At 31.1% G+C, this 23,474-nt stretch carries 21 protein-coding genes; 8 read left to right on the forward strand and 13 right to left on the reverse strand.

Going from position 1 to position 23,474, the window contains the following annotated elements; all coding sequences use genetic code 11:
- The 6 genes from CX675_RS14515 to CX675_RS14540 all read right to left on the reverse strand — a co-directional run.
- Positions 1-333, reverse strand: a 333-nt coding sequence (locus tag CX675_RS14515; RefSeq protein WP_130735975.1) for a DUF4249 family protein, incomplete at its 3' end; no start/stop codon positions are given.
- Positions 334-337: 4 nt separating this feature from the next.
- Positions 338-3,088 (reverse strand): TonB-dependent receptor, encoded by a 2,751-nt coding sequence (locus CX675_RS14520; protein WP_130735976.1) that lies wholly within the window; start codon positions 3,086-3,088, stop codon positions 338-340.
- Positions 3,078-3,800 (reverse strand): hypothetical protein, encoded by a 723-nt coding sequence (locus tag CX675_RS14525; RefSeq protein ID WP_130735977.1) that lies wholly within the window; start codon positions 3,798-3,800, stop codon positions 3,078-3,080. Before CX675_RS14525 ends, CX675_RS14520 begins: the two co-directional genes overlap by 11 nt.
- Positions 3,801-4,036: 236 nt before the next feature.
- On the reverse strand, positions 4,037-6,205 hold the full coding sequence (locus CX675_RS14530; protein WP_130735978.1) for a polyribonucleotide nucleotidyltransferase: 2,169 nt from the start codon (positions 6,203-6,205) through the stop codon (positions 4,037-4,039).
- 137 nt (positions 6,206-6,342) lie between these two features.
- Positions 6,343-6,612: a 30S ribosomal protein S15 gene (gene rpsO / locus CX675_RS14535; protein WP_130735979.1), complete on the reverse strand. Its 270-nt coding sequence runs from the start codon at positions 6,610-6,612 to the stop codon at positions 6,343-6,345.
- Between the two features lie 218 nt (positions 6,613-6,830).
- A complete protein-coding gene (locus tag CX675_RS14540; protein ID WP_130735980.1) occupies positions 6,831-7,286 on the reverse strand; it encodes a GAF domain-containing protein in 456 nt (151 codons plus the stop codon).
- Between the two features lie 8 nt (positions 7,287-7,294).
- On the opposite strand from CX675_RS14540, the gene xrtF reads away from it, so the two are divergent.
- From xrtF to CX675_RS14565, 5 genes are all read left to right on the forward strand, one after another.
- A complete protein-coding gene (gene xrtF, locus CX675_RS14545) occupies positions 7,295-7,906 on the forward strand; it encodes an exosortase family protein XrtF (RefSeq protein WP_165396062.1) in 612 nt (203 codons plus the stop codon).
- Complete coding sequence (locus CX675_RS14550; protein ID WP_130735982.1) at positions 7,893-8,324, forward strand: exosortase F system-associated protein; 432 nt, start codon at positions 7,893-7,895, stop codon at positions 8,322-8,324. Before xrtF ends, CX675_RS14550 begins: the two co-directional genes overlap by 14 nt.
- Positions 8,325-8,429: 105 nt before the next feature.
- Positions 8,430-8,831: a hypothetical protein gene (locus tag CX675_RS14555; protein ID WP_130735983.1), complete on the forward strand. Its 402-nt coding sequence runs from the start codon at positions 8,430-8,432 to the stop codon at positions 8,829-8,831.
- Between the two features lie 58 nt (positions 8,832-8,889).
- Entirely contained in the window at positions 8,890-11,130 is a 2,241-nt protein-coding gene (locus CX675_RS14560) for a TonB-dependent receptor (RefSeq protein ID WP_130735984.1), read from the forward strand.
- A gap of 19 nt (positions 11,131-11,149) precedes the next feature.
- Positions 11,150-11,491, forward strand: a complete 342-nt coding sequence (locus CX675_RS14565; protein WP_130735985.1) for a heavy-metal-associated domain-containing protein — start codon at positions 11,150-11,152, stop codon at positions 11,489-11,491.
- Positions 11,492-11,569: 78 nt separating this feature from the next.
- On the opposite strand, the gene groL is transcribed toward CX675_RS14565, so the two are convergent.
- The 7 genes from groL to miaB form a co-directional block, all read right to left on the reverse strand.
- Positions 11,570-13,201 (reverse strand): chaperonin GroEL, encoded by a 1,632-nt coding sequence (gene groL / locus CX675_RS14570; protein ID WP_130735986.1) that lies wholly within the window; start codon positions 13,199-13,201, stop codon positions 11,570-11,572.
- Between the two features lie 47 nt (positions 13,202-13,248).
- On the reverse strand, positions 13,249-13,524 hold the full coding sequence (gene groES / locus CX675_RS14575) for a co-chaperone GroES (protein WP_130735987.1): 276 nt from the start codon (positions 13,522-13,524) through the stop codon (positions 13,249-13,251).
- A 138-nt stretch (positions 13,525-13,662) separates the two neighbouring features.
- The gene (gene secG, locus CX675_RS14580; RefSeq protein WP_130735988.1) at positions 13,663-14,016 is read right to left on the reverse strand and encodes a preprotein translocase subunit SecG; all 354 of its coding nucleotides are present in this window, start codon (positions 14,014-14,016) and stop codon (positions 13,663-13,665) included.
- The gene (locus tag CX675_RS14585) at positions 14,017-15,060 is read right to left on the reverse strand and encodes a tetratricopeptide repeat protein (RefSeq protein WP_130735989.1); all 1,044 of its coding nucleotides are present in this window, start codon (positions 15,058-15,060) and stop codon (positions 14,017-14,019) included.
- 16 nt (positions 15,061-15,076) lie between these two features.
- Entirely contained in the window at positions 15,077-15,580 is a 504-nt protein-coding gene (gene lptE / locus CX675_RS14590; protein ID WP_130735990.1) for an LPS assembly lipoprotein LptE, read from the reverse strand.
- Positions 15,581-16,852 (reverse strand): sigma-54-dependent Fis family transcriptional regulator, encoded by a 1,272-nt coding sequence (locus tag CX675_RS14595; protein ID WP_130735991.1) that lies wholly within the window; start codon positions 16,850-16,852, stop codon positions 15,581-15,583. It abuts the gene before it with no gap.
- Between the two features lie 101 nt (positions 16,853-16,953).
- Positions 16,954-18,405, reverse strand: a complete 1,452-nt coding sequence (gene miaB / locus CX675_RS14600; protein ID WP_130735992.1) for a tRNA (N6-isopentenyl adenosine(37)-C2)-methylthiotransferase MiaB — start codon at positions 18,403-18,405, stop codon at positions 16,954-16,956.
- Between the two features lie 245 nt (positions 18,406-18,650).
- On the opposite strand from miaB, the gene topA reads away from it, so the two are divergent.
- From topA to gldK, 3 genes are all read left to right on the forward strand, one after another.
- Positions 18,651-21,149, forward strand: coding sequence for a type I DNA topoisomerase (gene topA, locus CX675_RS14605; protein ID WP_130735993.1), 2,499 nt, complete (start codon positions 18,651-18,653; stop codon positions 21,147-21,149).
- An 8-nt stretch (positions 21,150-21,157) separates the two neighbouring features.
- Complete coding sequence (locus CX675_RS14610) at positions 21,158-22,306, forward strand: formimidoylglutamase (RefSeq protein ID WP_130735994.1); 1,149 nt, start codon at positions 21,158-21,160, stop codon at positions 22,304-22,306.
- A gap of 145 nt (positions 22,307-22,451) precedes the next feature.
- Positions 22,452-23,474, forward strand: a 1,023-nt coding sequence (gene gldK / locus CX675_RS14615) for a gliding motility lipoprotein GldK (protein ID WP_240723651.1), incomplete at its 3' end; no start/stop codon positions are given.

A 23,474-nucleotide genomic window follows, 5' to 3' on the forward strand; every position in this document is an offset into this window, starting at 1 on the left:
TTTGCCATTATTTGTTTCAATTTTTAAAGTATACGATATGTTTGGCTCAATTTGAAATTCCTGATCTGAAACATAAGCATCATCAACTTCTGAAAAATGAAATTCTAAACCCGTATTCGTTGTTATTTTTACCGTGGCACCATGTTCTATATTTGGAGTTGTTTCCTCCAAAGGGATAGAGCGTGATAATTTGATAATATGTTTTTTGTATTCATTTGTAAGAGTAGCTTCCACTACTAATAGGTCTTCAAAATTTTCAGTTTGAAGTTCGTAAGGTTCCGTACAACTTAGAATTGCAATGAAAATTAATATTATGAAGTGTTTTAATTTCATTTTTTTAGAATTTAAAGTTATACGTTATAGTAGGAATAGGATATGCAAAAATACTCGATTTATAAGCTTTAATTTTTCCATTATCAGTAACGAAAAATACAGATTGTGGATTGTTTCTACCTAAGAGATTGTATATTGAAATATTCCAAAAGCTATGAAAAGGTTTTTTAACTTTATGATTTCCTTCAATATTAATTCCTACATCTACACGATAATAATCGGGTATTCTAAATTTATTTCTGTCACTATATAAAGTATACTGTGCATTGCCATACGTATATGAACCTATAGGGTAAGTTACTGGTCTACCCGTTTGATAAGTAAAATTAAAAGAGGCACTGTATCTTTTGGTAAATTTATAATTTAAAATCGTATTAAAATCATGTGGTTTGTCAAAATTGGAAGCAAAATAGTCACCATTGTTCACTATTTTATCAGGAGTTTTTCCATCTAGTTGAATTAGAGAGCGAGAATAAGTATAACCAATCCATCCGTTTAGTTTTCCTTCTGGTTTTTTTATTAAAAATTCAACGCCATATGCTTTTCCTTTACCTTGTATAGCATCGGTTTCTATAGATTCACTCAAAATTAAATCAGAACCTACTTTAAAATCTAAAAAATTCTCCGTTTTTTTATAATATCCTTCGACACTAAATTGATATTCATCGTCTTTAAAGTTTTTAAAGTATCCTAAAGATAGTTGTTGGCCATAAGATGGTTTAATGTTTAAATCGGCTAATTTCCATGTATCTGTAGGCGATTGAGTAGTGTTTGAAGAGAGTTTATGTAGGTATTGATAATTAGTAGTATACGCTAATTTTATGGATGAAGTTTCAGTTAATAAATAACGTGTGCCTAATCGATATTCAAAGCCATTATAGTTTTTAATTACTTCATTATTATCATATTCTTTTATTTCTTTTACATAACCAGGAGCTATAGGAGCATCATCTTCATAAACAGTTTGTGTCGCTGGTCCTAATGCAAGAAACGTAGAGTAGCGGATCCCTAAATTAAAAGAAAGTTTTTGGTTTAAGGTATATTCATCATTAATAAAAATATCATTTTCGAGTCCTTTTTCTTGATCTATTTTCTTATAAGTTAATAACGAACTGGCATCGGAAGGTTTTAATTCACCTGGATTTAAAAGATATAAAACCGAGTTTAATCCATACGTAAATTTGTGTTTTTCATTATAGAAATATACATTTTTAAATATAAATTTAGATTCATTGATATTAAAATTATAATTAAATGATCTCAAATTATTAGAAGCATAATCGATAGCAAAGGTATAATTGCTATTAAGTAGTTGAAAATTAGCAATATTTTTCTTGTTGAAATTGTGTTTCCAGTTTAAAGAAACAGCGGTGTTAGAGTAACTATATAAAGAGTCTGATGATACATTAAACTTATCCTTACTATAATAAATACTAGTTTCTAGAGAATTGTTTTCATTAATTTTGTGACTGTATTTTAAGAATGCATCATAAAAACTGGCATCACTTTTATTTAATTCTTTGTTGTCAATTTGTTTTAAAATCCATTTAGAATAAGTTGCCCTAACACCACCTATAAGTGTAGCTTTTTCTTTTATTACTGGAGAGGTAAAAGTTAAGTTTGAAGTAACAGGGCCAATTCCTCCTTCCCCTTTAAATTTTTCATAATTTCCTTCTTTTGAATTAATTTCAAAAACAGAAGCAATTCTACCGCCAAATTCAGCTGGAATATAGCCTTTATAAATATTAACATCATTAACTAAATAAGGATTGACAGAACTAAAAAAACCAAAAAAATGAGAAGGATTATAAATGGTAGCATTGTCTAGCAAAAATAAATTTTGATCATCTTTACCACCTCTAACATTTATTCCTGAGCTTCCTTCTCCGGCTGTCTTAATTCCTGGTAAAGCTAAGGCTAGTTTTATAATATCTCTTTCCCCTAATACTAAAGGAACATTTTTTGCTTTTTCTATATTAAACGTTGTTACTCCACTAGCAATCTCTTTAACTTCTTTGTTTCTTTCTCTTTCAACTACCACTTCATTTAATAAAGTGACACTTTCAGTTAATTGAAAATTTAAAACAGCATCTTTTTTTAAAATTATCTTTCGGTTCAACTTCTTATATGACAAGGCATTAATTTCAAGGTAATTTAAACCATCTGGAAGAGTTGCTTTAAAATAGCCATCGATATCTGTTTCTGTTTTAATATTTCTATTCGTTATTGAAATGAGAACACCCGACAATGGGTTTTTGGTTTTTGTATCGGTAATTACACCTTCAATAATATGGTTTTTTTTAGTGTTTTTCTCATCTTGTTTACCAATAATGGTTATAGCGTCAGTATCTTCTGTGTTGTCTACTAATTTTTCAAAGAAAAGTGGATTTAATTTGTTTTCCAATGATAAACTATCTGTAGAAATTAACGAAGTATTTAAGTTATTGTAAATAAAATTATTTTGAGTAATAATATAACTGTTATTGGTATAAAAGAAATTTAAATTACTTTCTTTTAAAATAGATTCTAAGATAGAAGAAACCGGTTCGTTACTAAAAGAAGCTGTAATTTTTTGGTTTAAATTGTCCCAATGATTCGCATAATAAAACTTTTGGTCGGTTTTGTTTTCAATTTCTAGAAAGCAATCTCTAATAGATTTTTCAGTAAAAGAAATGGTAATGTTTTGTTCTTTAACTTGCGCATTTACTATAGTAAAGACGAATAAAAGGAAATAAATAAGAATTTTATTTTTCATTTATAACGTCTTTTAGTTTGTTTGTGTAAAGAATTAATTTTCTCATAAATTCTCTAGGCTCATTCTTTTCTAAATAAATATTTTTTGAGTAGAATAATTTAAGTTCTTTTTTAAAATAGGGAAATATTTTGATTAAATCTTTTTTTGAAGCAACATTAATGTAAGTATCGTTATTAAAAATATAGTATTCATATTTTGGTTCAAATTCAAAATGTACTGAATTCTTGTCTAATAATTTATATCGATTGGTTTTATGCTTTATATATAATGGAATGGCTTTGTCTACACTTAATTCATAATAACCATTCAAATTTTGTGTTCCTGTGTTTTTGAGATTTACAAATGTTAAATCATATATTGTAAAACGTTCTATTTTTGAAGTATCGGCTACAATTCCATATAATGATGTTTTGGAATCTGGTTTAACGATTATTTCTTGTGAATAAAGATCATATTGCAATTCTAGTTCTTTAAAAGTAATGTTTTGTATGGTAACACTTCCTTTGGTATAATTTGTATTGTAATTTAAAAATTGATTCTTTTTTGATAATACTTTGTAGGGATTAATATAAATTTTTCCATTAAAGACATAAGAATTTTGAATTCCTATTTCAGAATCTACATAAGTGTTAATCTCTTTTATGGATTGACCTTTTAGTGTAATAGTAGTCAAAAAGAATATGAAAAAAAGATATTCTTTTAATATTTTCATGGTTGTAAATCTGTTTTTTAATCCTATAAATATAAATTATTTTTTTTTATTTGACTTTATCGAATCCTAAATACTATGTTTAAAATAGTAATTCAACAGTAAAAAACGTTCTTTTAGTTACTGAATATTTTGAAAAAAATAAGCAATACTGATTCGTTTAAAATGATACGCTATAAAATAAAAACTCCGCTTTCATGTTTCTGATAGCGGAGTTTTTTATGAATTAAATAATTGAATTAACCTTGAGGTTTATCTTTCTTTTCGATTTTTTTCTCTTCTCTTGGAGGTCTTGGTACCAATGCTTTTTTAGATACTTTTTCTTTACGGGTTTTAGGATCAATGCCTAAATATTTAACCATAAATATATCACCTATTTTTACTACATCGGAAACATTTTCTGTTCTTTCCCATGCTAGTTCAGATACATGAAGTAGTACTTCATTTCCAGGTGCTTTGATATATTCTACTACTGCACCAAAATCAAGCATTTTAATTACTTTTACTTCGTAAGCTTCACCTACTTCTGGTTTGAAAACAATAGCGTCAATTTTAGCTAAAACTTTTGCAATTCCTTCTGGACTTGTACCTAAAATTTCAACTACACCTTGTTCGTCAACTTCATTAATAACAATAGTAGTACCTGTTTCTTTTTGTAATTCTTGAATTACTTTTCCACCAGGACCAATTAATGCTCCAATGAATGAACCAGGAATGGTACGTGTAATAATCTTTGGTGCTTTTGGTTTTACTTCAGCTCTTGGTTGCTCAATAGTTTCTGTTAATTTACCTAAAATATGTAAACGACCCTCTCTAGCTTGCGCTAAAGCTTGCTCCATAATATCATAACGTAATCCATCAATTTTGATATCCATTTGACAAGCGGTAATTCCGTCGGCTGTTCCAGTAACTTTAAAGTCCATATCACCTAAATGGTCTTCGTCACCTAAAATATCAGAAAGTACTGCAAATTTTTCGCCGTCAGTAATTAATCCCATGGCGATTCCTGAAACTGGTTTTTTCATTTGTACACCAGAATCCATTAAAGCCATTGTTCCAGCACAAACGGTTGCCATAGAAGAAGAACCATTAGATTCTAGTACTTCAGAAACAACACGAATAGTGTAAGGACAATCTGCAGGAATCATATTTTTAAGTGCACGTTGTGCTAAGTTGCCGTGTCCTACTTCTCTACGAGATGTTCCTCTTAATGGTTTTGCTTCACCAGTTGAGAAAGGAGGGAAGTTGTAATGTAAATAAAATTTCTCTTCAGATTGCTCACTTGGATTGTCAATAACGTTTGCTTCTCTTGAAGTTCCTAAAGTTACCGTAGCTAAAGCTTGTGTTTCTCCACGAGTAAAAAGAGAGGAGCCATGAACAGAAGGTAAATAATCTACTTCACACCAAATAGGTCTGATTTCAGTAGTTTTTCTACCATCTAAACGAATTCCTTTTTCAAGGATTACATTACGAACCGCTTCTTTTTGCGTTTTATAATTGTATTTACCTACTAATTCTTCTAAATCAGCATTTTCAGCATAGTCTTCTTCAGTAAATAAAGCTTTTACTTCTTCTTTTACTAAAGCAAATTTTTCGCCTCTTTCGCTTTTTGCAGAAGCTTCTTGAGCAATTGCATAATATTTGTCGTAAGCTGCTTTTTTTACTTTTTCATACACTGTTTCGTCTTCTACTTCTCCTTCATATTCTCTATAGGCAAGAGTACCAATTGCATCTCTAAGGCGTTGTTGTGCTTGAATTTGAGTTTTAATTGCTTCATGGGCAAATTTAATAGCTGCCACCATTTCAGCTTCAGAAATTTCGTGCATTTCTCCTTCTACCATCGCAACTGAATCTAAAGAAGCTCCTACCATCATATCGATGTCTGAAAGTGCTAATTGTTCTCTACTTGGGTTGATTACAAAATTTCCATCGATACGTGCTACACGCACTTCAGAAATTAAATTGTAGAAAGGAATGTCTGAAACTGCTAATGCTGCTGAAGCGGCTAAACCAGCTAATGCATCAGGCATAACTTCTTCGTCATGACTCATTAATTGAATCATAACTTGTGTTTCTGCATGATAATCATCTGGGAAAAGTGGACGTAATACACGGTCTACTAATCGCATAGTTAAAATTTCACTGTCGCTAGGACGTGCTTCTCTTTTGAAAAATCCGCCAGGGAATCGTCCTGCTGCAGCAAATTTTTCACGATAATCTACCGTTAAAGGTAAAAAATCAACTCCTGGATTAGCAGTTCTAGCAGAAACAGCAGTAGCTAATAACATAGCGTCTCCCATTCTGACTACGACTGATCCGTCGGCTTGTTTGGCTAATTTTCCAGTTTCGATGGAAATGGTTCTTCCATCTCCTAAATCGATAACTTCTTGGAATACTTTTGGAATCATAAAATGTAATTCTTAATTAAACAAAGGGTCTAGTTGTGTTGTTGTTGTGTGTGCGTAGTTGTTTGAAACCCAATGAAAAACCAAACTTTTTCTTTAAAATATATAAAACAAAAAGGGGCACGAAGCCCCTTAGTTGATTATTTTCTGATATTTAATTCTTTGATAATCTCACGATATCTGTTGATATCTTTCTTTTTTAAGTAGTCAAGAAGACTTCTTCTTTTACCTACTAATTTTACTAACGAACGCTCAGTGTTGTAATCATGACGATTTGCTTTTAAGTGTCCTGTTAAATGGTTGATTCTGAAAGTGAACAAAGCAATTTGTCCTTCTGCAGATCCTGTGTTTTCTGCTTTTCCTCCGTGTTTAGCGAAGATTTCTTCTTTAACTTCTTTAGTTAAGTACATGCTAATATTATTTTAAATGATTATTATGTATGAGTTGGATGTTGTTCCAATTCGGGTGCAAATATAGAAATTATAATATATTAATTACTATTTTTTACTATTTATTTTTAATAGCCCAGATGGAAACGGTATCCTTTTTACTTTTTTTATAACGGCTTTATAATCAAAAAAGTAAAAAGATATAGTGTACAGCTGGAAATGGCTCCAAAAAATAAAAATTAATATAAAGTAGCTACTTGTTCGTTCACAAATTCTAAAAAGCGTTCGTCTGCTTCAGTAAAAGGATCAATTACATGTGAATCGATATCAATTTGACCAATATTTTGCCCTTTTACAAATAAAGGCACCACAATTTCTGATTTTACGGTAAAACTACAGGCAATATAATTGTCTTGGGCCGATACATCGGGTACCACAAAATTAGAATTGGATTCGGCTACTTGACCGCATATTCCTTTGCCAAAGGGGATTACGGTATGGTCTGTTTCAGCACCCACATATGGGCCTAAATGTAAGGTTTTGGTTTCGTGATTGGCAAAATAAAATCCTACCCAATTGTAATAGGAAATGTTATCTTGTAATAATTGACAGATTTGTAATAATTTCTCCTCTCGGGATGCATTTTCTGCTACTATTATTTTAGTTATTTCTGGTTTTAAATTTTCGAATGACATGGTTTAAAATGTTTTTGCAAAAGTATTTATTCTTTGCTGTCAAAAAATATATATTTTTGTTAAAAATTACTATTTTGAAGTCACTTTTTGTTGAATATAAGCCCTTTCTTACTTTTTTAGTAAGGTTTTTGCTTTTTTATATTGTTTTTACAATGTTATATGAAGGCTATTTAGGACAATTTAATACAGCTGGGAACGAAGTGGATTCTATTTCTGTGAGTGTGGCGAACCAAACTAAAACCTTGTTAACTTTTCTTGGACATGACATGATTGTACTTGAAAATGTTAATGATCCTTCTTTAAAACTAGTTTACAATGGAAAATATGTTTCTAGAATGATTGAAGGTTGTAATGCTGTAAGTGTAATCATTTTATTTGCAGCTTTTGTGTTTGCTTTTTCAGTAAATATAAAAAAAACAATATTGTATATTGTAATAGGTGGAGTGGTTATTCATATTTTGAATGTTATTCGTATCGCTTTGTTGATTTATGCGTTGTATTTTTACCCAGATTATGAAGAAGTACTACATGGTGTTGTTTTTCCATTATTTATTTATGGTGTCGTCTTTTTACTTTGGGTGTTATGGGTAATGAAATTCTCAGGATATGCTAGGAACTAAATTGCGTTATTTTTTGATTCTTATTTTAGTTATTTGTTTGATACTCATTCGATTTTTTGAAGATCAGCTTTTTTATGATCCTTTTTTAAACTTTTTTAAATCGGAATATCAACATAAATCACTTCCTGAATTTAATGGAAAGAGTCTTTTTATTGGGGTCTTATTTCGTTACGGATTAAACACTTTTCTTTCATTAGGATTAATTTATTGTCTTTTTTTAGAAAAGAAGATGGTTGTTTTTGCGGCAAGTTTATATGGTGTTTTCTTTATTGTTTTATCGGGTAGTTTTTTTATGCTTCTTTTGGGAAATCAGCCTAATTATTTGGTCTTATTCTACGTTAGGCGTTTTTTAATCCAGCCTCTATTTTTAGTTTTATTTATACCTGCTTTTTATTATCAGAAGACGGTTAAAAAATAAGAGATAGAGTAAAAAACGGGTTTAAATTATAGATTAATTCAGCTGTTTTTTTGAAATTTAGATAAAATTAACTTTCTAAACTAAATAAATTATTAATTTTGCACCATGCATTTTAGAAAAAGCACATCCTTATTATTAGCTGTAATATTCCTTTTTTCAAATTTGGGATTGGCGTTTAATATGCATTATTGTCATGATGAGTTGTCTTCTGTTTCAATAGATTATCAACTTGAAGATGTTTGTGTTGAAAACCAGAAAGGCTGTTGTGCCGTAGCGGATAATCATTCAAGTTGTTGCTCAAATAAAATAGTTGAAATTGAAAAAAATACAGCTAACACTATTGTTTCTAACTTTCAGTTTGCTATTGCATGTCCTATAATAATTACAAATATATTTCTTTTTCAATGGACTGAAGTAGTAGAGAAAAAAGAATTGCCTAACTTTTACTGTGATTCTAATGCTCCTCCTTTTTATAAGTTATATTGTCAACTCGTTTTTTACGCATAATTTTTAATGTTATTTCGATTTTAAGATTTCAAAATTTCAAAAACATTAAAAATATTTTATGTATAAAAATATAGCGTTATGGCTACTTTTTTTTACTTCGATTTTATCTGCACAAGAAGAAATTAAAGGAAAAATTGTAGATGAAAATAACCAACCTCTTTTAGGTGCCAATGTATTTTGGCAAAATACTGCTACAGGAACCACTTCGGATATTGATGGTGATTTTTCTGTAAAGATATCAACTGAAACTACAAATTTGATAGTAAGTTATATTGGGTATAAAACAAAAAAAATAACAGTTACGACAACTGATTTTCTAACCATACAATTAGAAGCAGTTACTAATTTGGAAGAAGTAACGGTTTCAAAAACTAAAAAAAGTACGGAACATTCTAAATTTCAAGTTACTAATGTACAAACTATGGGGCAAAAAGAGTTGTTAAAAGCGGCTTGTTGTAATTTGTCTGAAAGTTTTAGTACTAATCCTTCTATAGATGTTAATTTTTCTGATGCAGTAACAGGTAACAAGCAAATTAAAATGCTTGGTTTAACCAGTCCGTATATTTTAATAGCAGAAGAAAATATTCCTTCTGTTAGAGGTGCTTCTCAAGCTTACGGTTTGTCTTTTGTGCCTGGAACATGGGTAGAAAGCATTCAAATAACCAAAGGTGCAGGGAGTGTTATTAATGGATACGAAAGTATTTCTGGACAAATTAATTATGAGTTATTAAAACCTGCTAGCGATATTCCATTTTTTGTGAATGCTTATGGAGCAACTGGTGGACGATATGAATTGAATACACATTTTAATCAGAAATATTCTGATAAATTAAGTTCGACTTTATTTTTACATGGTAATACAAGACAAATAAAAAACGATATGAATGATGATGGCTTTCTTGATAATCCCATTGGTAAACAAATTAATATCTTAAATCGCTGGCAATATAACGATACAGAAAATGGTATTGTGAGTTTCTTGAATGTACGTTATATGAATGATGAAAAGCAATCTGGTCAAGTGAATTTCAATCCAGATACAGACAGGTTTACTACCAATGCTTGGGGAAGTGAAATAACCACTCAGAAAATTGAAATTTCAAATAAGACTGGATATGTGTTTCCAGATATGCCTTATCAAAGTATTGGTTTTCAAAATTCATTTCAATCACATCAACAAGATTCCTATTTTGGTTTAAACCAATATAAAATTCATCAAAAAAGTTATTATTCTAATTTGCTGTTCAACTCTATTATATCAAATACCAAAAATAAATTTACCACAGGATTGAATTTTACTTATGATAAATATGACGAGGTTGTAGCTTTGAATTTTACTCAGGATTTTTCCAGAATTGATAATTCAGTAGGTGCTTTTTTTGAATATACGTATGATAATTTAGATAATTTTAGCTTGGTAGCAGGAGCGCGAGTAGATAATCACAATAGATTAGGAACATTTGTAACTCCTAGATTGCACTTACGTTACAATCCTTGGAAAGAAGCAGTCATTAGGGCTTCAGCTGGAAGAGGAAAAAGAGCAGCAAATATTTTTGCCGAAAACCAACAATTGTTTGCTTCTAATAGAGATTTTTCCATTCTTTCAAATGATGGAAAATTGTATGGATTAAATCCTGAAATTGCATGGAATTATGGTGTAAGTTTTATCCAGTCATTTAAACTTTTTGGAGCTGAATCAGAAATTGTTTTAGATTACTATCGTACCGATTTTGAAAATCAAGCGGTGGTTGATGTTGATTTTAGTCCGCAGCAGGTTTTATTCTATAATTTAGAAGGCAAAAGTTTTGCTAATTCTTTTCAAGCAGAATTTACCATCGAGCCTTTTAAGCATTTTAGTATTAAATCGGCTTACAAATATTATGATGTGCAAACACAATATAAAACGGAGCAATTGCAAAGAGCTTTACAAGCAAAGCATCGTTTTTTTACCAATCTTTCTTTTGAAACGCATATTAAAGAAAAAGGACAGCAATGGAAATATGATGTAACCTATAATTGGTTAGGAGAACAAAGATTGCCGAATACAACAACGAATTTACCAGCTTATAGGTTGGGTGAATATGCACCTGCATTTGGAGTGATTAATGCTCAAATTACCAGAACTTTTTCTAGTGTGTTTGAGGTGTATATAGGAGGTGAGAACATAGGAAATTACAGACAAGATAATGCTATTGTGAGTGCTTCAAATCCATTTGGAACCTATTTTGATAGTAGTATGATTTATGGCCCAATTTTTGGACAAATGTATTATGCAGGATTGCGATTTAAAATTAAATAAGTAACTTTAAAATAAAAAAATGAAAAAATCAATCTTAATTTTACTAGTAGGTTTGTTTTCACTAGTAAGTTTTTCACAAGAGAAAAAAGATAAAAACAAAAAAGTAGAGTTTGCTGTTAACGGTAATTGTGAAATGTGTAAAAAGCGTATTGAAAAAGCTGCTTTTTCGGTAAAAGGAGTAAAAAGTGCTACCTGGCACACAGATCATAAAGATTTACATTTAATCTTAGATGAAAACAAATGTTCTGTGGCTGATGTTCAAAAAGCAATTGTAAAAGTAGGTCACGATGCAGGAGATTTAAAAGCAAGTGACGAAGATTATGAAAAACTTCATGGTTGTTGTCAGTATGAAAGATTATAAACAATAAAAATGATATAAAAAAACCGATTAGAAGCTCTAATCGGTTTTTTTGCTTTATAACTATAGTAGTTTACATTATTACATCATTCCTGGCATACCACCTCCCATGTGGCTATGACCAGCTGGTTCATTTTCTTTAATGTCTATCAAAGCACATTCGGTTGTAAGAATCATACCTGCTACAGAAGCTGCATTTTCAAGCGCAACACGTGTTACTTTTTTAGGGTCGATAATACCTGCTTTTAGCATTTCTACATATTCACCAGTTTTAGCGTTGTAACCAAAATCGGCTGTACCGTCTAATACTTTAGCGATTACTACAGAACCTTCACCACCAGCATTTTCTACAATGGTTCTTAATGGAGCTTCAATAGCTCTATTGATAATTTGAATTCCAGTAGCTTCGTCTGCATTTTCAGCTTTTAAATTGCTTAAAACTGTTTTTGCTCTTACTAAAGCAACACCACCGCCAGCAACAATTCCTTCTTCAACAGCTGCGCGAGTCGCATGTAAAGCATCGTCAACTCGATCTTTTTTCTCTTTCATTTCTACTTCAGAAGCAGCACCTACATACAATACAGCAACACCACCAGCTAATTTAGCCAAACGTTCTTGAAGTTTTTCTTTATCGTAATCTGAAGTTGTTGTTTCAACCTGTGCTTTAATTTGGTTTACTCTTGCTTTAATGTTTTCGGCTTCACCGGCACCATTTACAATGGTTGTATTGTCTTTGTCGATAGTTACATTTTCAGCAGTTCCAAGCATGTCTAAAGTAGCATTTTCTAAAGAATAACCACTTTCTTCAGCAATTACAATACCGCCAGTTAGTATAGCAATATCTTCAAGCATTGCTTTTCTTCTGTCACCAAATCCAGGTGCTTTTACAGCAGCAATTTTTAAACCACCTCTTAATTTATTCACTACCAATGTAGCTAATGCTTGACCATCAACATCTTCTGCAATAATTAAAAGAGGTCGGCCAGATTGTGCTACTGGTTCTAGAATAGGTAATAATTCTTGTAAGTTAGATATCTTTTTATCGAATAATAAGATATAAGGATTGTCTAATTCGGCAATCATTTTATCTGCATTGGTAACAAAATATGGAGAAAGAAACCCTCTGTCAAATTGCATACCTTCTACAACATCAACATACGTGTCTGTACCTTTTGCTTCTTCTACAGTAATTACACCTTCTTTTCCAACTTTGCTAAAAGCAGTAGCAATTAATTCTCCAATAGTTTCGTCGTTGTTTGCAGATATTGAAGCTACTTGTTTAATTTTTTCTGAAGAATCGCCTACAGCTACCGTTTGCTTTCCTAAATCTTCTACTAAAGCCTCAACTGCTTTATCGATACCTCTTTTAAGATCCATTGGGTTTGCACCTGCAGCAACGTTTTTTAATCCTTCTTTTACAATAGCTTGTGCTAATACAGTTGCAGTAGTAGTACCGTCACCTGCAATATCATTTGTTTTTGATGCAACTTCTTTAACCATTTGAGCTCCCATATTTTCAAGAGCGTCTTCTAGTTCGATTTCTTTGGCTACAGAAACACCATCTTTAGTTACTGTTGGTCCACCAAAGGATTTTGAAATAATTACATTTCTACCTTTTGGTCCTAATGTTACTTTTACTGCATTAGCTAATGCATCTACACCTCGTTTAAGACCGTCACGAGCTTCAATATCAAATTTAATATCTTTTGCCATTTTCTTTTTTGTTTTTAGTTTTTAAAAATTTAAAATTTCCTTATCGATTAAAGAATTGCGTAAATTTCGTCTTCTCTCATAATAAGGTAGTCTTTTCCTTCATATTTAAATTCTGTCCCAGAGTATTTTCCATAAAGTACAACATCTCCCGTTTTTACAGTCATGGTATAGTCTTTTTTACCATTACCTACAGCAACAACAATTCCTTTTTGTGGTTTTTCTTTAGCAGTATCTGGAATAATAATTCCTGATGCTGTTGTAGTTTCTGCGGCCATAGGCTCAATTACTACGCGGTCTGAAATTGGTTTAATGTTTAATGACATATTATATTTAATTTTAATTAGTATTTGTTCGGTTCATTTTTTTCAGAAATTATGCCAAAGTGAATTTGTGCCAATTTTACTGAAATAAAAATGCCAGCACTGACAGGCTGGCATTTTTATTTGTATTATATCATTGAATTATTTAGGAGCTTCTTCTGTTTTTACAGGAGCTTCTGTAGTTCCTTGTGGAGTAGTAGGAATAGTTGTTTGTGCAGGTACAGTTACTTCATCATCTCCTAATGCTTTTGAACCATTAATGTTACTTCCACTGAAAGCTAAAGTAGATAATAAAATAAGTGCAATTAAAATTCCACTTAAAGTCCATGTACTTTTGTCTAAAAAGTCGGTTGTTTTTTGTACACCTCCTAATTGTTGCGAACCACCAAATGATGAAGATAATCCTCCTCCTTTAGGGTTTTGTACCATGATAGCTAAAATTAATAAAAAGCAAACAATTGTTATTGCAATTAAAAAACCTGTGAATTCCATAATCTAATTATTATTTTGTTGTAAATCTTTTATATCTTTTATTCGGTTTGCAAAGAAACTACTTTTTTCTGGATATTTCAAAATTAAAATTTCATAAGCTTGTATGGCTTTATGATATTTTTTTTGTTCCAAGTATATTTTTGCTAAAGTTTCAGTCATTAAATGTGTTTGTTCTTCGCTACTTTTACTAATATTTGCAGGAACTGGTGTTGTTTCTTTTACGGGTGTAATTTTTGGATTGAGTTCGATAAAACGATCAATTAGGTCTATTTTTTTTGATTTTTCATCCTCTTTTTCAATATGTTTTTCGTTTTCTTGAGTTATTTCTGTGGTTTCTCTCTCAATTGGTGAAAACTTTGTTAATTGAAGCCATTCTTGAAAAGAATGTTTTTCACTTTGATTGAACTCTAAAGGTCTTCCAATTTCTAGCTTTTCTTCTATTGATGTAATAGAGGCTTCCTTACTTACAATCAATTCTTTTACAATTTCTTTTGGTTCATTTGTAGAAACTTCAATGGGTTGTGAAACCTCAGAACCAATCTCTATAGTATTAATTTCAATTTTTTCAATTGCTTCTGTTTTTTCATCTTCGTCCTTTTCTGAAGAGGTACTTGTTATAGTATCAGTATCATTATTTAAATTGAAATGGTTCTCTATAGTTACATTTTTAATTGTTTCTTCTTTAGATATTTCTGAAGAGGTAGTTTCTATTGTAGTTTCAGTATTATTACTTAAATTAAAACTATCTACAACAGTAACATTACTAATTATTTCTTTATGGTTGTCTATGTTTTCTTTTTGAAGAATATTGAAATCAATAGAAGTGATAAAATCGAATAGTATGCTTCTATCGTTAGTATGAGCAGCCGTTTTTTTTAATTCGTAATTGTATCTAAAGCTTTCTTGATTGTATAATCCTTTTAAATGTAGCGCTCTTGCACTTTGAAAGAAAGGAAATTGTTGTAAAATGATTTCTAAAGCCATAGTTTGTTTTTCATTTATGGCTTGAGATTTATTTAAAAGGTATGTAAAATCAGTTGTATTCAAATTATTGTTTGTAGGGTTACCATTTTGCTAATGACTCGTTAAAAACATCTTGAGTTATCCTTGTGAAAATTTCATCAAGCGCTGTTGATAATCGGCTACCTGTCATTTGTTCATTTGCAGGATAATCATGATAAAATGAAAAACGTTTTTCAAAATCATCATCTTCTTTGTTTTGGTTAGAAAAACGAACCATAACAGAGATGGTAAGTCTGTTTTGAGCAGCTCTTTGATCTGCAGTTGCAGTCATAGGAGTAATACGATATTCGGTAATTTCTCCTTCATAAAGCAATTCACCTCCTTGAGATACTAAATTTAAATTGGTTTGATTTTGAATAATTTCTTGTAATTGAAGGGTAAAAGTTCTTTCAATTCCTGGTTCTATCAGGTCAGCCGTATTTTGGAAATAATTCACTTGAAATGTTTTTGCATCGATAGGAGCAGTCCCAGTAAAATTATAATATTTACAACTGCTTACTATAAAAAGTAACGACAGTACTAGTGTTTTAATAACTAATTTCATTTATAAGTCGTATTGTTTTATTTTTCTATATAATGTTCTTTCGGAAATACCTAATTCATCGGCTGCTGCTTTTCGTTTGCCTTTGTTTCGTTCCAAAGATTTTTTGATTAATTCAATTTCTTTAGCTTCTAAACTTAGCGTTTCTTCTTCTTCCACGGTTTCGGCTAATAAATAGTTTTCATCATCATCATCTATCTCATGATTTTCATATGATTCGGGTTGCATTTGATTTTGCATAGGAATGATTTCAGAAGCAGATTCTTTTTCAAAGATAAGATTATCTTCATTTTGACCATAGATGCGTTGAATTAAATTTTTATTTGCTTCTTGAACTTTAGTGGTTCCATTCTGCATTAATTCTAGAGTTAACTTTTTTAGATCATTTAAATCTGCTTTCATGTCAAAAAGAACTTTGTATAGAATTTCTCTTTCATTACTAAAGTCGTTCTCATTTTTTTTAGTATTAATTACCGAAGGTAAATTACTGCCTTCTGAAGGCAAATAATGTTGTAAAGTTTTAATACTAATGTCTCTTTTTGTTTCTAAAACAGAAATTTGTTCTGCAATATTTCGCAACTGACGAATATTTCCACTCCAACGATAACGTAATAAATAATCAACAGCTTCATCTGTTAATTTAATAGGAGGCATTTTATATTTATGAGCAAAATCTGATGAAAATTTTCGAAATAAAATATGAATATCTTCTTTTCTGTCTCGTAAAGGAGGTAATTGTATTTCTACTGTACTTAGTCTATAATACAAATCTTCTCTAAACTTACCTTTTTCTATGGCTTCAAACATATTTACATTGGTAGCAGCTACTATTCTTACATTGGTTTTTTGAACTTGAGAAGAACCTACCTTTATAAATTCGCCATTTTCTAGTACACGTAGTAAACGAACTTGTGTGGTTAATGGAAGTTCACCTACTTCGTCTAAGAAAATCGTACCGCCATCAGCTACTTCAAAATAACCTTCACGAGTAGAGGTTGCACCCGTAAAAGCACCTTTTTCATGGCCAAAAAGTTCACTGTCAATAGTTCCTTCAGGAATGGCACCGCAGTTTACAGCAATGTATTTACCATGTTTTCTATGTGAAAGCGAATGAATTATTTTTGGAATACTTTCTTTACCTACACCACTTTCTCCTGTAACCAATACTGAAATATCAGTTGGAGCTACTTGTATGGCTTTTTCAATGGAACGATTGAGTTTTGGGTCATTACCAATAATTTCAAATCGCTGTTTTATGGCTTGTACTGTTTCCATGTTTTTTCTTTGTTTAAAGGTTTACAGGTTTAAAAGTTTAAGGTTGTTTTTGATTCTGAATGAAACAACTTTAAATCATATTAAACGAGATTAAACAATTTTTAAGCTTGCATTATTTCAGAATATCCGACAGCTTCTCCCATTAAAGTAGCTGCAGTACAATCTGTAATTTTTACCTTAACAAAATCGCCGGGGTTATAATTTTCTTTTGGAAAAACAACAACAGTGTTTTGAGAATTTCTACCCGACCAATGTTCGTTTGAACGTTTTGAATCTTTTTCAACTAAAACTTCTACAGTCTGACCTACAAAGCGTTGCGTTTTTTCTAAAGCATGTACTTGTTGTAAATCAACAATTTCTGTTAACCTACGTTTTTTAACTTCATCAGCTACATCATCTTCCATTTTTCGAGCAGCCATTGTTCCTGGTCTTTCTGAATAGGCAAACATGAACCCAAAATCATACTTTACATATTCCATTAAAGAAAGCGTATCTAGATGATCTTCTTCCGTTTCTGTTGGAAAACCTGTTATCATATCTTGTGATAAAGAAATGTCTGGAATAATACGTTTAATAGTATCTATTAAGGTCATGTATTCTTCACGTGTATGCTGACGATTCATTTCTTTTAAAATTCGAGTACTACCAGACTGAACCGGTAAGTGTATGTACTTACAAATGTTATGATGTTTTGCCATCACTTCAATTACCTCTACATGCATGTCTTGTGGATTAGAAGTAGAGAATCTAAAACGCATTTTAGGAAATTGTGTGGCGCATAAATCTAATAATTGTGCAAAATCTACTGCTGTAGCTTTTTGCATTTCAGTTGCTTTGACAAAGTCTTTTTTAAGACCACCACCATACCATAAATAGCTGTCCACATTTTGACCTAATAAAGTTACTTCTTTAAAGCCTTTATTCCATAAATCTTGAATCTCATCTAGAATACTCTGAGGTTCACGACTTCTTTCTCTTCCTCTAGTAAAAGGAACTACACAAAATGTACACATATTATCACAACCACGTGTAATGGAAACAAAAGCGGTAACGCCATTTGAGTTTAATCTTACTGGTGCAATATCACCATAAGTTTCTTCTTTAGATAAAATAACGTTGATAGCATCTCTACCATCTTCAACATCCTTTAAAAGATTTGGAATGTCTTTGTAAGCATCTGGTCCTACAACCATATCAACAATTTTCTCTTCTTCTAAAAACTTATCTTTTAAGCGTTCTGCCATACATCCTAAAACCCCAACTTTCATGTTCGGGTTAATTTTCTTTACAGCATTGTATTTTTCTAAACGTTTTCTAATCGTTTGTTCTGCTTTGTCTCGAATAGAGCAAGTATTCACTAATACTAAGTCAGCTTCTTCCAAGTCTTGAGTAGTATTATATCCTTGATTTACTAATATTGAAGCTACAATTTCACTATCAGAGAAATTCATCTGACAACCATAACTTTCTATAAAAAGTTTTTTTGTATTTCCTTCTTTTTTGTCTAAAACAAGACTTGTTCCTTGTTTGTTTTCTTCAATTATCTTTTCCATAAATAGATATTCTGTAATTTCAATACAAATTTCAATCTGCAAAGATAATACTAAATTATAAATTATGACAAGATGTCAGACTTACTTTAACAAATATTAATAAAATAGAAATAGAATGATCATTATGATATGTAGTAAGAAATCAAATATAAGGGGCTTCTTTTGAGGTTTATTTTTTTTAAAAAAGGCTATTTGAACATAAAATTTAAAAAAAACTCCTACTTTTGTCCCAAATAAAATTGATAATGGCAAAGAATTTAGTTATCGTTGAGTCACCTGCAAAGGCAAAAACTATAGAAAAATTTTTAGGAAAGGAGTATCAGGTTGAATCCAGTTTTGGACATATTGCTGATTTACCTTCTAAAGAGATTGGTGTGGATGTTGAAAATGGTTTTAGACCTAAGTATGAAGTTTCCAGTGATAAAAAAGCTTTGGTGAAGAAGTTAAAAGATTTGTCAAAATCAGCTGAAATGGTTTGGTTAGCTTCCGATGAAGACCGTGAAGGAGAGGCTATTGCTTGGCATTTAGCAGAGGAATTAAAATTGGAACAAAAGAAAACCAAGCGAATTGTTTTTCATGAGATTACTAAAACAGCCATTCAGAAAGCTATTGAAAATCCAAGGCAAATTGATTATAATTTAGTTAATGCACAACAAGCCAGAAGAGTTTTAGATCGATTAGTGGGGTATGAATTGTCTCCAGTGCTTTGGAAAAAAGTAAAAGGAGGATTGTCGGCAGGAAGAGTGCAGTCTGTTTCGGTTAGATTAATAGTTGAAAAAGAAAGAGAAATTCAAAACTTTAAAACGGAAGCTTCTTATTCTATATCAGCAGAATTTACTAATGAATCAGGAAAGACGTTTAAAGCTAAATTGCCTAAAAATTTTGGTACAAAAAAAGAAGCAGAAGATTTTCTGAAAAAAAATATTGGTTCAAATTATAAAGTAGCTGATTTAGAAACCAAGCCAACAAAAAAATCTCCTGCTGCTCCATTTACAACTTCTACATTACAACAAGAAGCAGCAAGAAAGTTGTATTTGCCAGTGGGTGTAACCATGCAAATCGCACAACGTTTGTATGAAGCTGGATTAATTACCTATATGAGAACTGATAGTGTAAATCTTTCTAATGAGGCGATGAGTGCTGCTAAAGCGGAAATAGAAAGTTATTATGGTGCGGAATATAGTAAACCAAGGAATTACAATACAAAATCAAAAGGTGCCCAAGAAGCACACGAAGCAATTCGTCCAACGGATATGTCTAGGCATACAGTTGATATTGATAGGGATCAAGCAAGATTATACGATTTAATTTGGAAAAGAACTTTAGCTTCACAAATGAGTGATGCACAGTTGGAAAGAACCAATGTTAAAATTGAAGCAAATAATCATAATGAGATATTTCATGCTACTGGTGAGGTAATCAAATTTGAAGGGTTTTTAAAAGTATATCTAGAAGGTCATGATGAGGATGAAGAAGAACAAGAAGGAATGCTTCCTGCTTTGAAAATGAATGAAAAATTAAGGAATAATTATATCACTGCAACCGAGCGCTTTTCTAGGCCACCTAGTCGTTATACAGAAGCTTCGTTGGTTAAAAAATTAGAAGAATTAGGAATTGGTAGACCATCAACTTATGCGCCAACCATTTCAACCATTATCAATCGTAATTATGTTGAAAAAGGTACATTTGAAGGTCAGGAAAGAAAATATAACCAATTGATTTTAGAAGGAGGAAACGTTGTTTCGAAAGAATTAACTGAGAATACAGGTTCAGATAAAGGGAAATTAGTGCCTACAGATATTGGAATGATTGTGAATGATTTTTTAGTTGCTAATTTTAAAACTATTTTAGATTATAATTTTACAGCAAAAGTTGAGCAAGACTTTGATGAAATAGCTTCAGGAAATGAAGATTGGGTAAAAATGATGAATGATTTTTATACCCATTTCCATCCTAATGTAGTGGACGTAGAAAAGAATGCGGAAAGAGAAACTGGAGAACGTATTTTAGGTAAACATCCCGAATCTGGACGACAGGTTTCTGTACGTTTAGGTAAATTTGGACCAATGGTTCAAATTGGAGAGCAAGAAGATGAAGATAAGCAATTTGCTAGTTTATTGCCAGATCAAAATATTGGTACAATAACGTTAGAGGAAGCCTTAACTTTATTTTTGTTACCAAAATCATTAGGGAAGTTTGAAAACGAAGAAGTAGAAGTAAATAATGGAAGATTTGGTCCTTATGTTCGATTTGGACAAACATTTATTTCACTTCCAAAAGGAGAGGAGCCATTAGATGTAACACTAGAACGCGCCATCGAATTAATTAAAGAAAAGCAAAAAGCAGATGCACCTATAGCTACTTACGAAGGGTTGCCCGTTCAAAAAGGAGTAGGTCGTTTTGGTCCATTCATTAAATGGAATAGTATCTTTATTAATGTTAATAAAAAATACAATTTTGATGATTTGTCTGAACAAGACGTTAAAGAACTTATTTTAGATAAATTGCAAAAAGAAAAAGAAAAGCTAATTCATAATTGGGAAGATGAAGGAATTCGTGTTGAAAAGGCAAGATGGGGGCGTTCAGTTATTTTGAAAGGTAAAATCAAAATTGAATTAGGAAAAGATACTGATGCTACCAAATTAACTTTAGATAAGGTAAAAGAAATGATTGAAGCAAAAGCACCTGCTAAGAAAACAACAAAAAAAACTACTGCTAAGAAAACAACGACTAAAAAGAAATAACAACTATAATGGTTTTCGATTTTTTAGAACCTATAAGTGAAAATTTTATAAGCTATATAGAAAATTTGCCAAGTCAAGCATTAGGTAAAAATGTTCTTTTTAATACAAATGATTCATTTCCTGATTTAGACGAGGTATCTTTGGTAATTATATGTGTAAACGAGTACAGTGGGGCAGCGTTAGAAAATGAATATCGTGATTTTAATGTTTTTCGTAAAAAATTATATGCTTTATTCCCTGGAAATTGGAATGTTACCATAGCAGATTTAGGAAATATTCAATTTGGTGAAACAATAGAAGATACTTTTTTCTTGATAAAATCAATTAATGAAGACTTGTTAAGAAAAAAAATCATCCCTATTATAATAGGAGGAAGTCACGATGTAACGTATCCACTTTACAGGGCTTATGATAATTTAGATCAGATGGTTAATTTGGTAACAATTGACAGTCAATTTGATTTTGCTAGAGAAAATGCTACCTTTGAAAAGTCTTTTTTGACAAAAATAATAGTTGAAGAGCCTAATAATTTATTCAATTTTAGTAATATTGGTTATCAGACCTATTATAATTCACAAGAAGAAATAGATTTAATTGAAAAATTATATTTTGATGCTTATCGACTAGGAGAAGTATCGCATAAAATAGCCATTGCAGAGCCTGTTTTTAGAGATGCGGATATGGTTACCATAGATATGAATGCTGTACAGTCTTCATATTCAGGTGATTTTGCTAATTTTAATCCAAATGGATTTGAAGGAAAAGAAATTTGTGCTTTAGGAAGATACTCAGGAATAAGTGATAAGGTCTCAACATTTGGTGTCTTTAATAGCTTTTTTTCTGAAAAAGAATCTACTTTAATTGCACAAATTATTTGGTATTTTATTGAAGGATATTGTTTTCGTTCAAAGGAGTATCCATTTGGAACTAAAGAGCGTTATTTGAAGTATATTGTATTGGTAGAAGAAGAAGAATTGATCTTTTTTAAGAGCAATAAAACGGATAGATGGTGGATAGAAATACCTTTTTTAGATAATAAGAATAATAAATTGAAAAGAAATACGTTATTACCATGCACACACGATGATTATTTGGCAGCTTGCGAACAAGAAATACCGAGTAGATGGTGGAAGGCATATAGACGTAATTTATTGTAAATCAAAGATAATTGGAGAGAAAAACTACTGTTTGTTATGTTAATTTTAATATTTTTTTAAGAAATACTTCAAAAAAATTGTTTTTTTCAAAATTATTGAATAGGTTTACGCCCTTAAAAGTGAAATTATATTAACCCAAATTTATATGAAGAAGTTAGTTGTATTTACAGCAATCTTATCATTGTTTGCCAGTTGTGGTAAAGGCGATAGAGGTGAACTAGTAGGTGTAAAAGGAAAAAAATGGCATCCAGAAAAACCTTACGGAATGACATTAGTACCAGGTGGTGCTTTTATTATGGGTAAATCAGATGATGATTTGGCAAGTATTCAAGACGCTCCTACTAAGACGGTTACTGTGCGATCATTTTACATGGATGAGACTGAAATTACTAATTCAGAGTACAGACAGTTTGTGGAGTGGGTAAAAGATTCTACAATTAGAACAAGATTAGCAATTTTGGCTGAGGAAGTTGGTCAAGGTGGAGGAGAAGGTTCTGATGGAGGTATTGGTGATTATGCTTTCGCTGATGCTAATGTAGAAGAAATGTCTCCATATGATAAATATATGTATGAGAATTACTACAGTATTGGTACTGAAGATGATGATTATGCTGGTAGAAAATTAAACAGAAAAGTCAAGTTGATTAATGACCCACAAAAATACCCAGATGAGTATTATGTAGAGGTTATGGATTCAATGTATTTACCTGAGTCTGAATCGTATAATGGGTTAAAAACTGTTGATGTTTCTAAATTGAAATTCAGATTTAGAGAGGTTGATTGGAATAAAGCGGTAACGAAAAAAGGTCGTGAAGGTTTGTATCAAGAAAGTCCTCCTATTGAAATATATCCTGATACAACAGTTTGGATTAAAGATTTTGCCTATTCATACAATGAACCAATGCATAATGATTATTTTTGGCATCAAGCTTATGCGGAATATCCAGTGGTTGGGGTAACTTGGAATCAAGCAAAAGCATTTTGTGCTTGGAGAACATTATATAAAAATTCTTATATCAAAAGTAAAAAAGGTAGAGATCAAGTAAACTCTTTCAGATTACCAACTGAGGCTGAATGGGAATATGCAGCTAGAGGTGGGTTAGAATCTGGTGCATTTCCTTGGGGAGGTCCTTATGCTAAAAATGACAGAGGCTGTTTTATGGCAAAC

The organism is Flavobacterium sp. J27 (assembly GCF_004303025.1).
Classification (GTDB): Bacteria; Bacteroidota; Bacteroidia; order Flavobacteriales; family Flavobacteriaceae; genus Flavobacterium.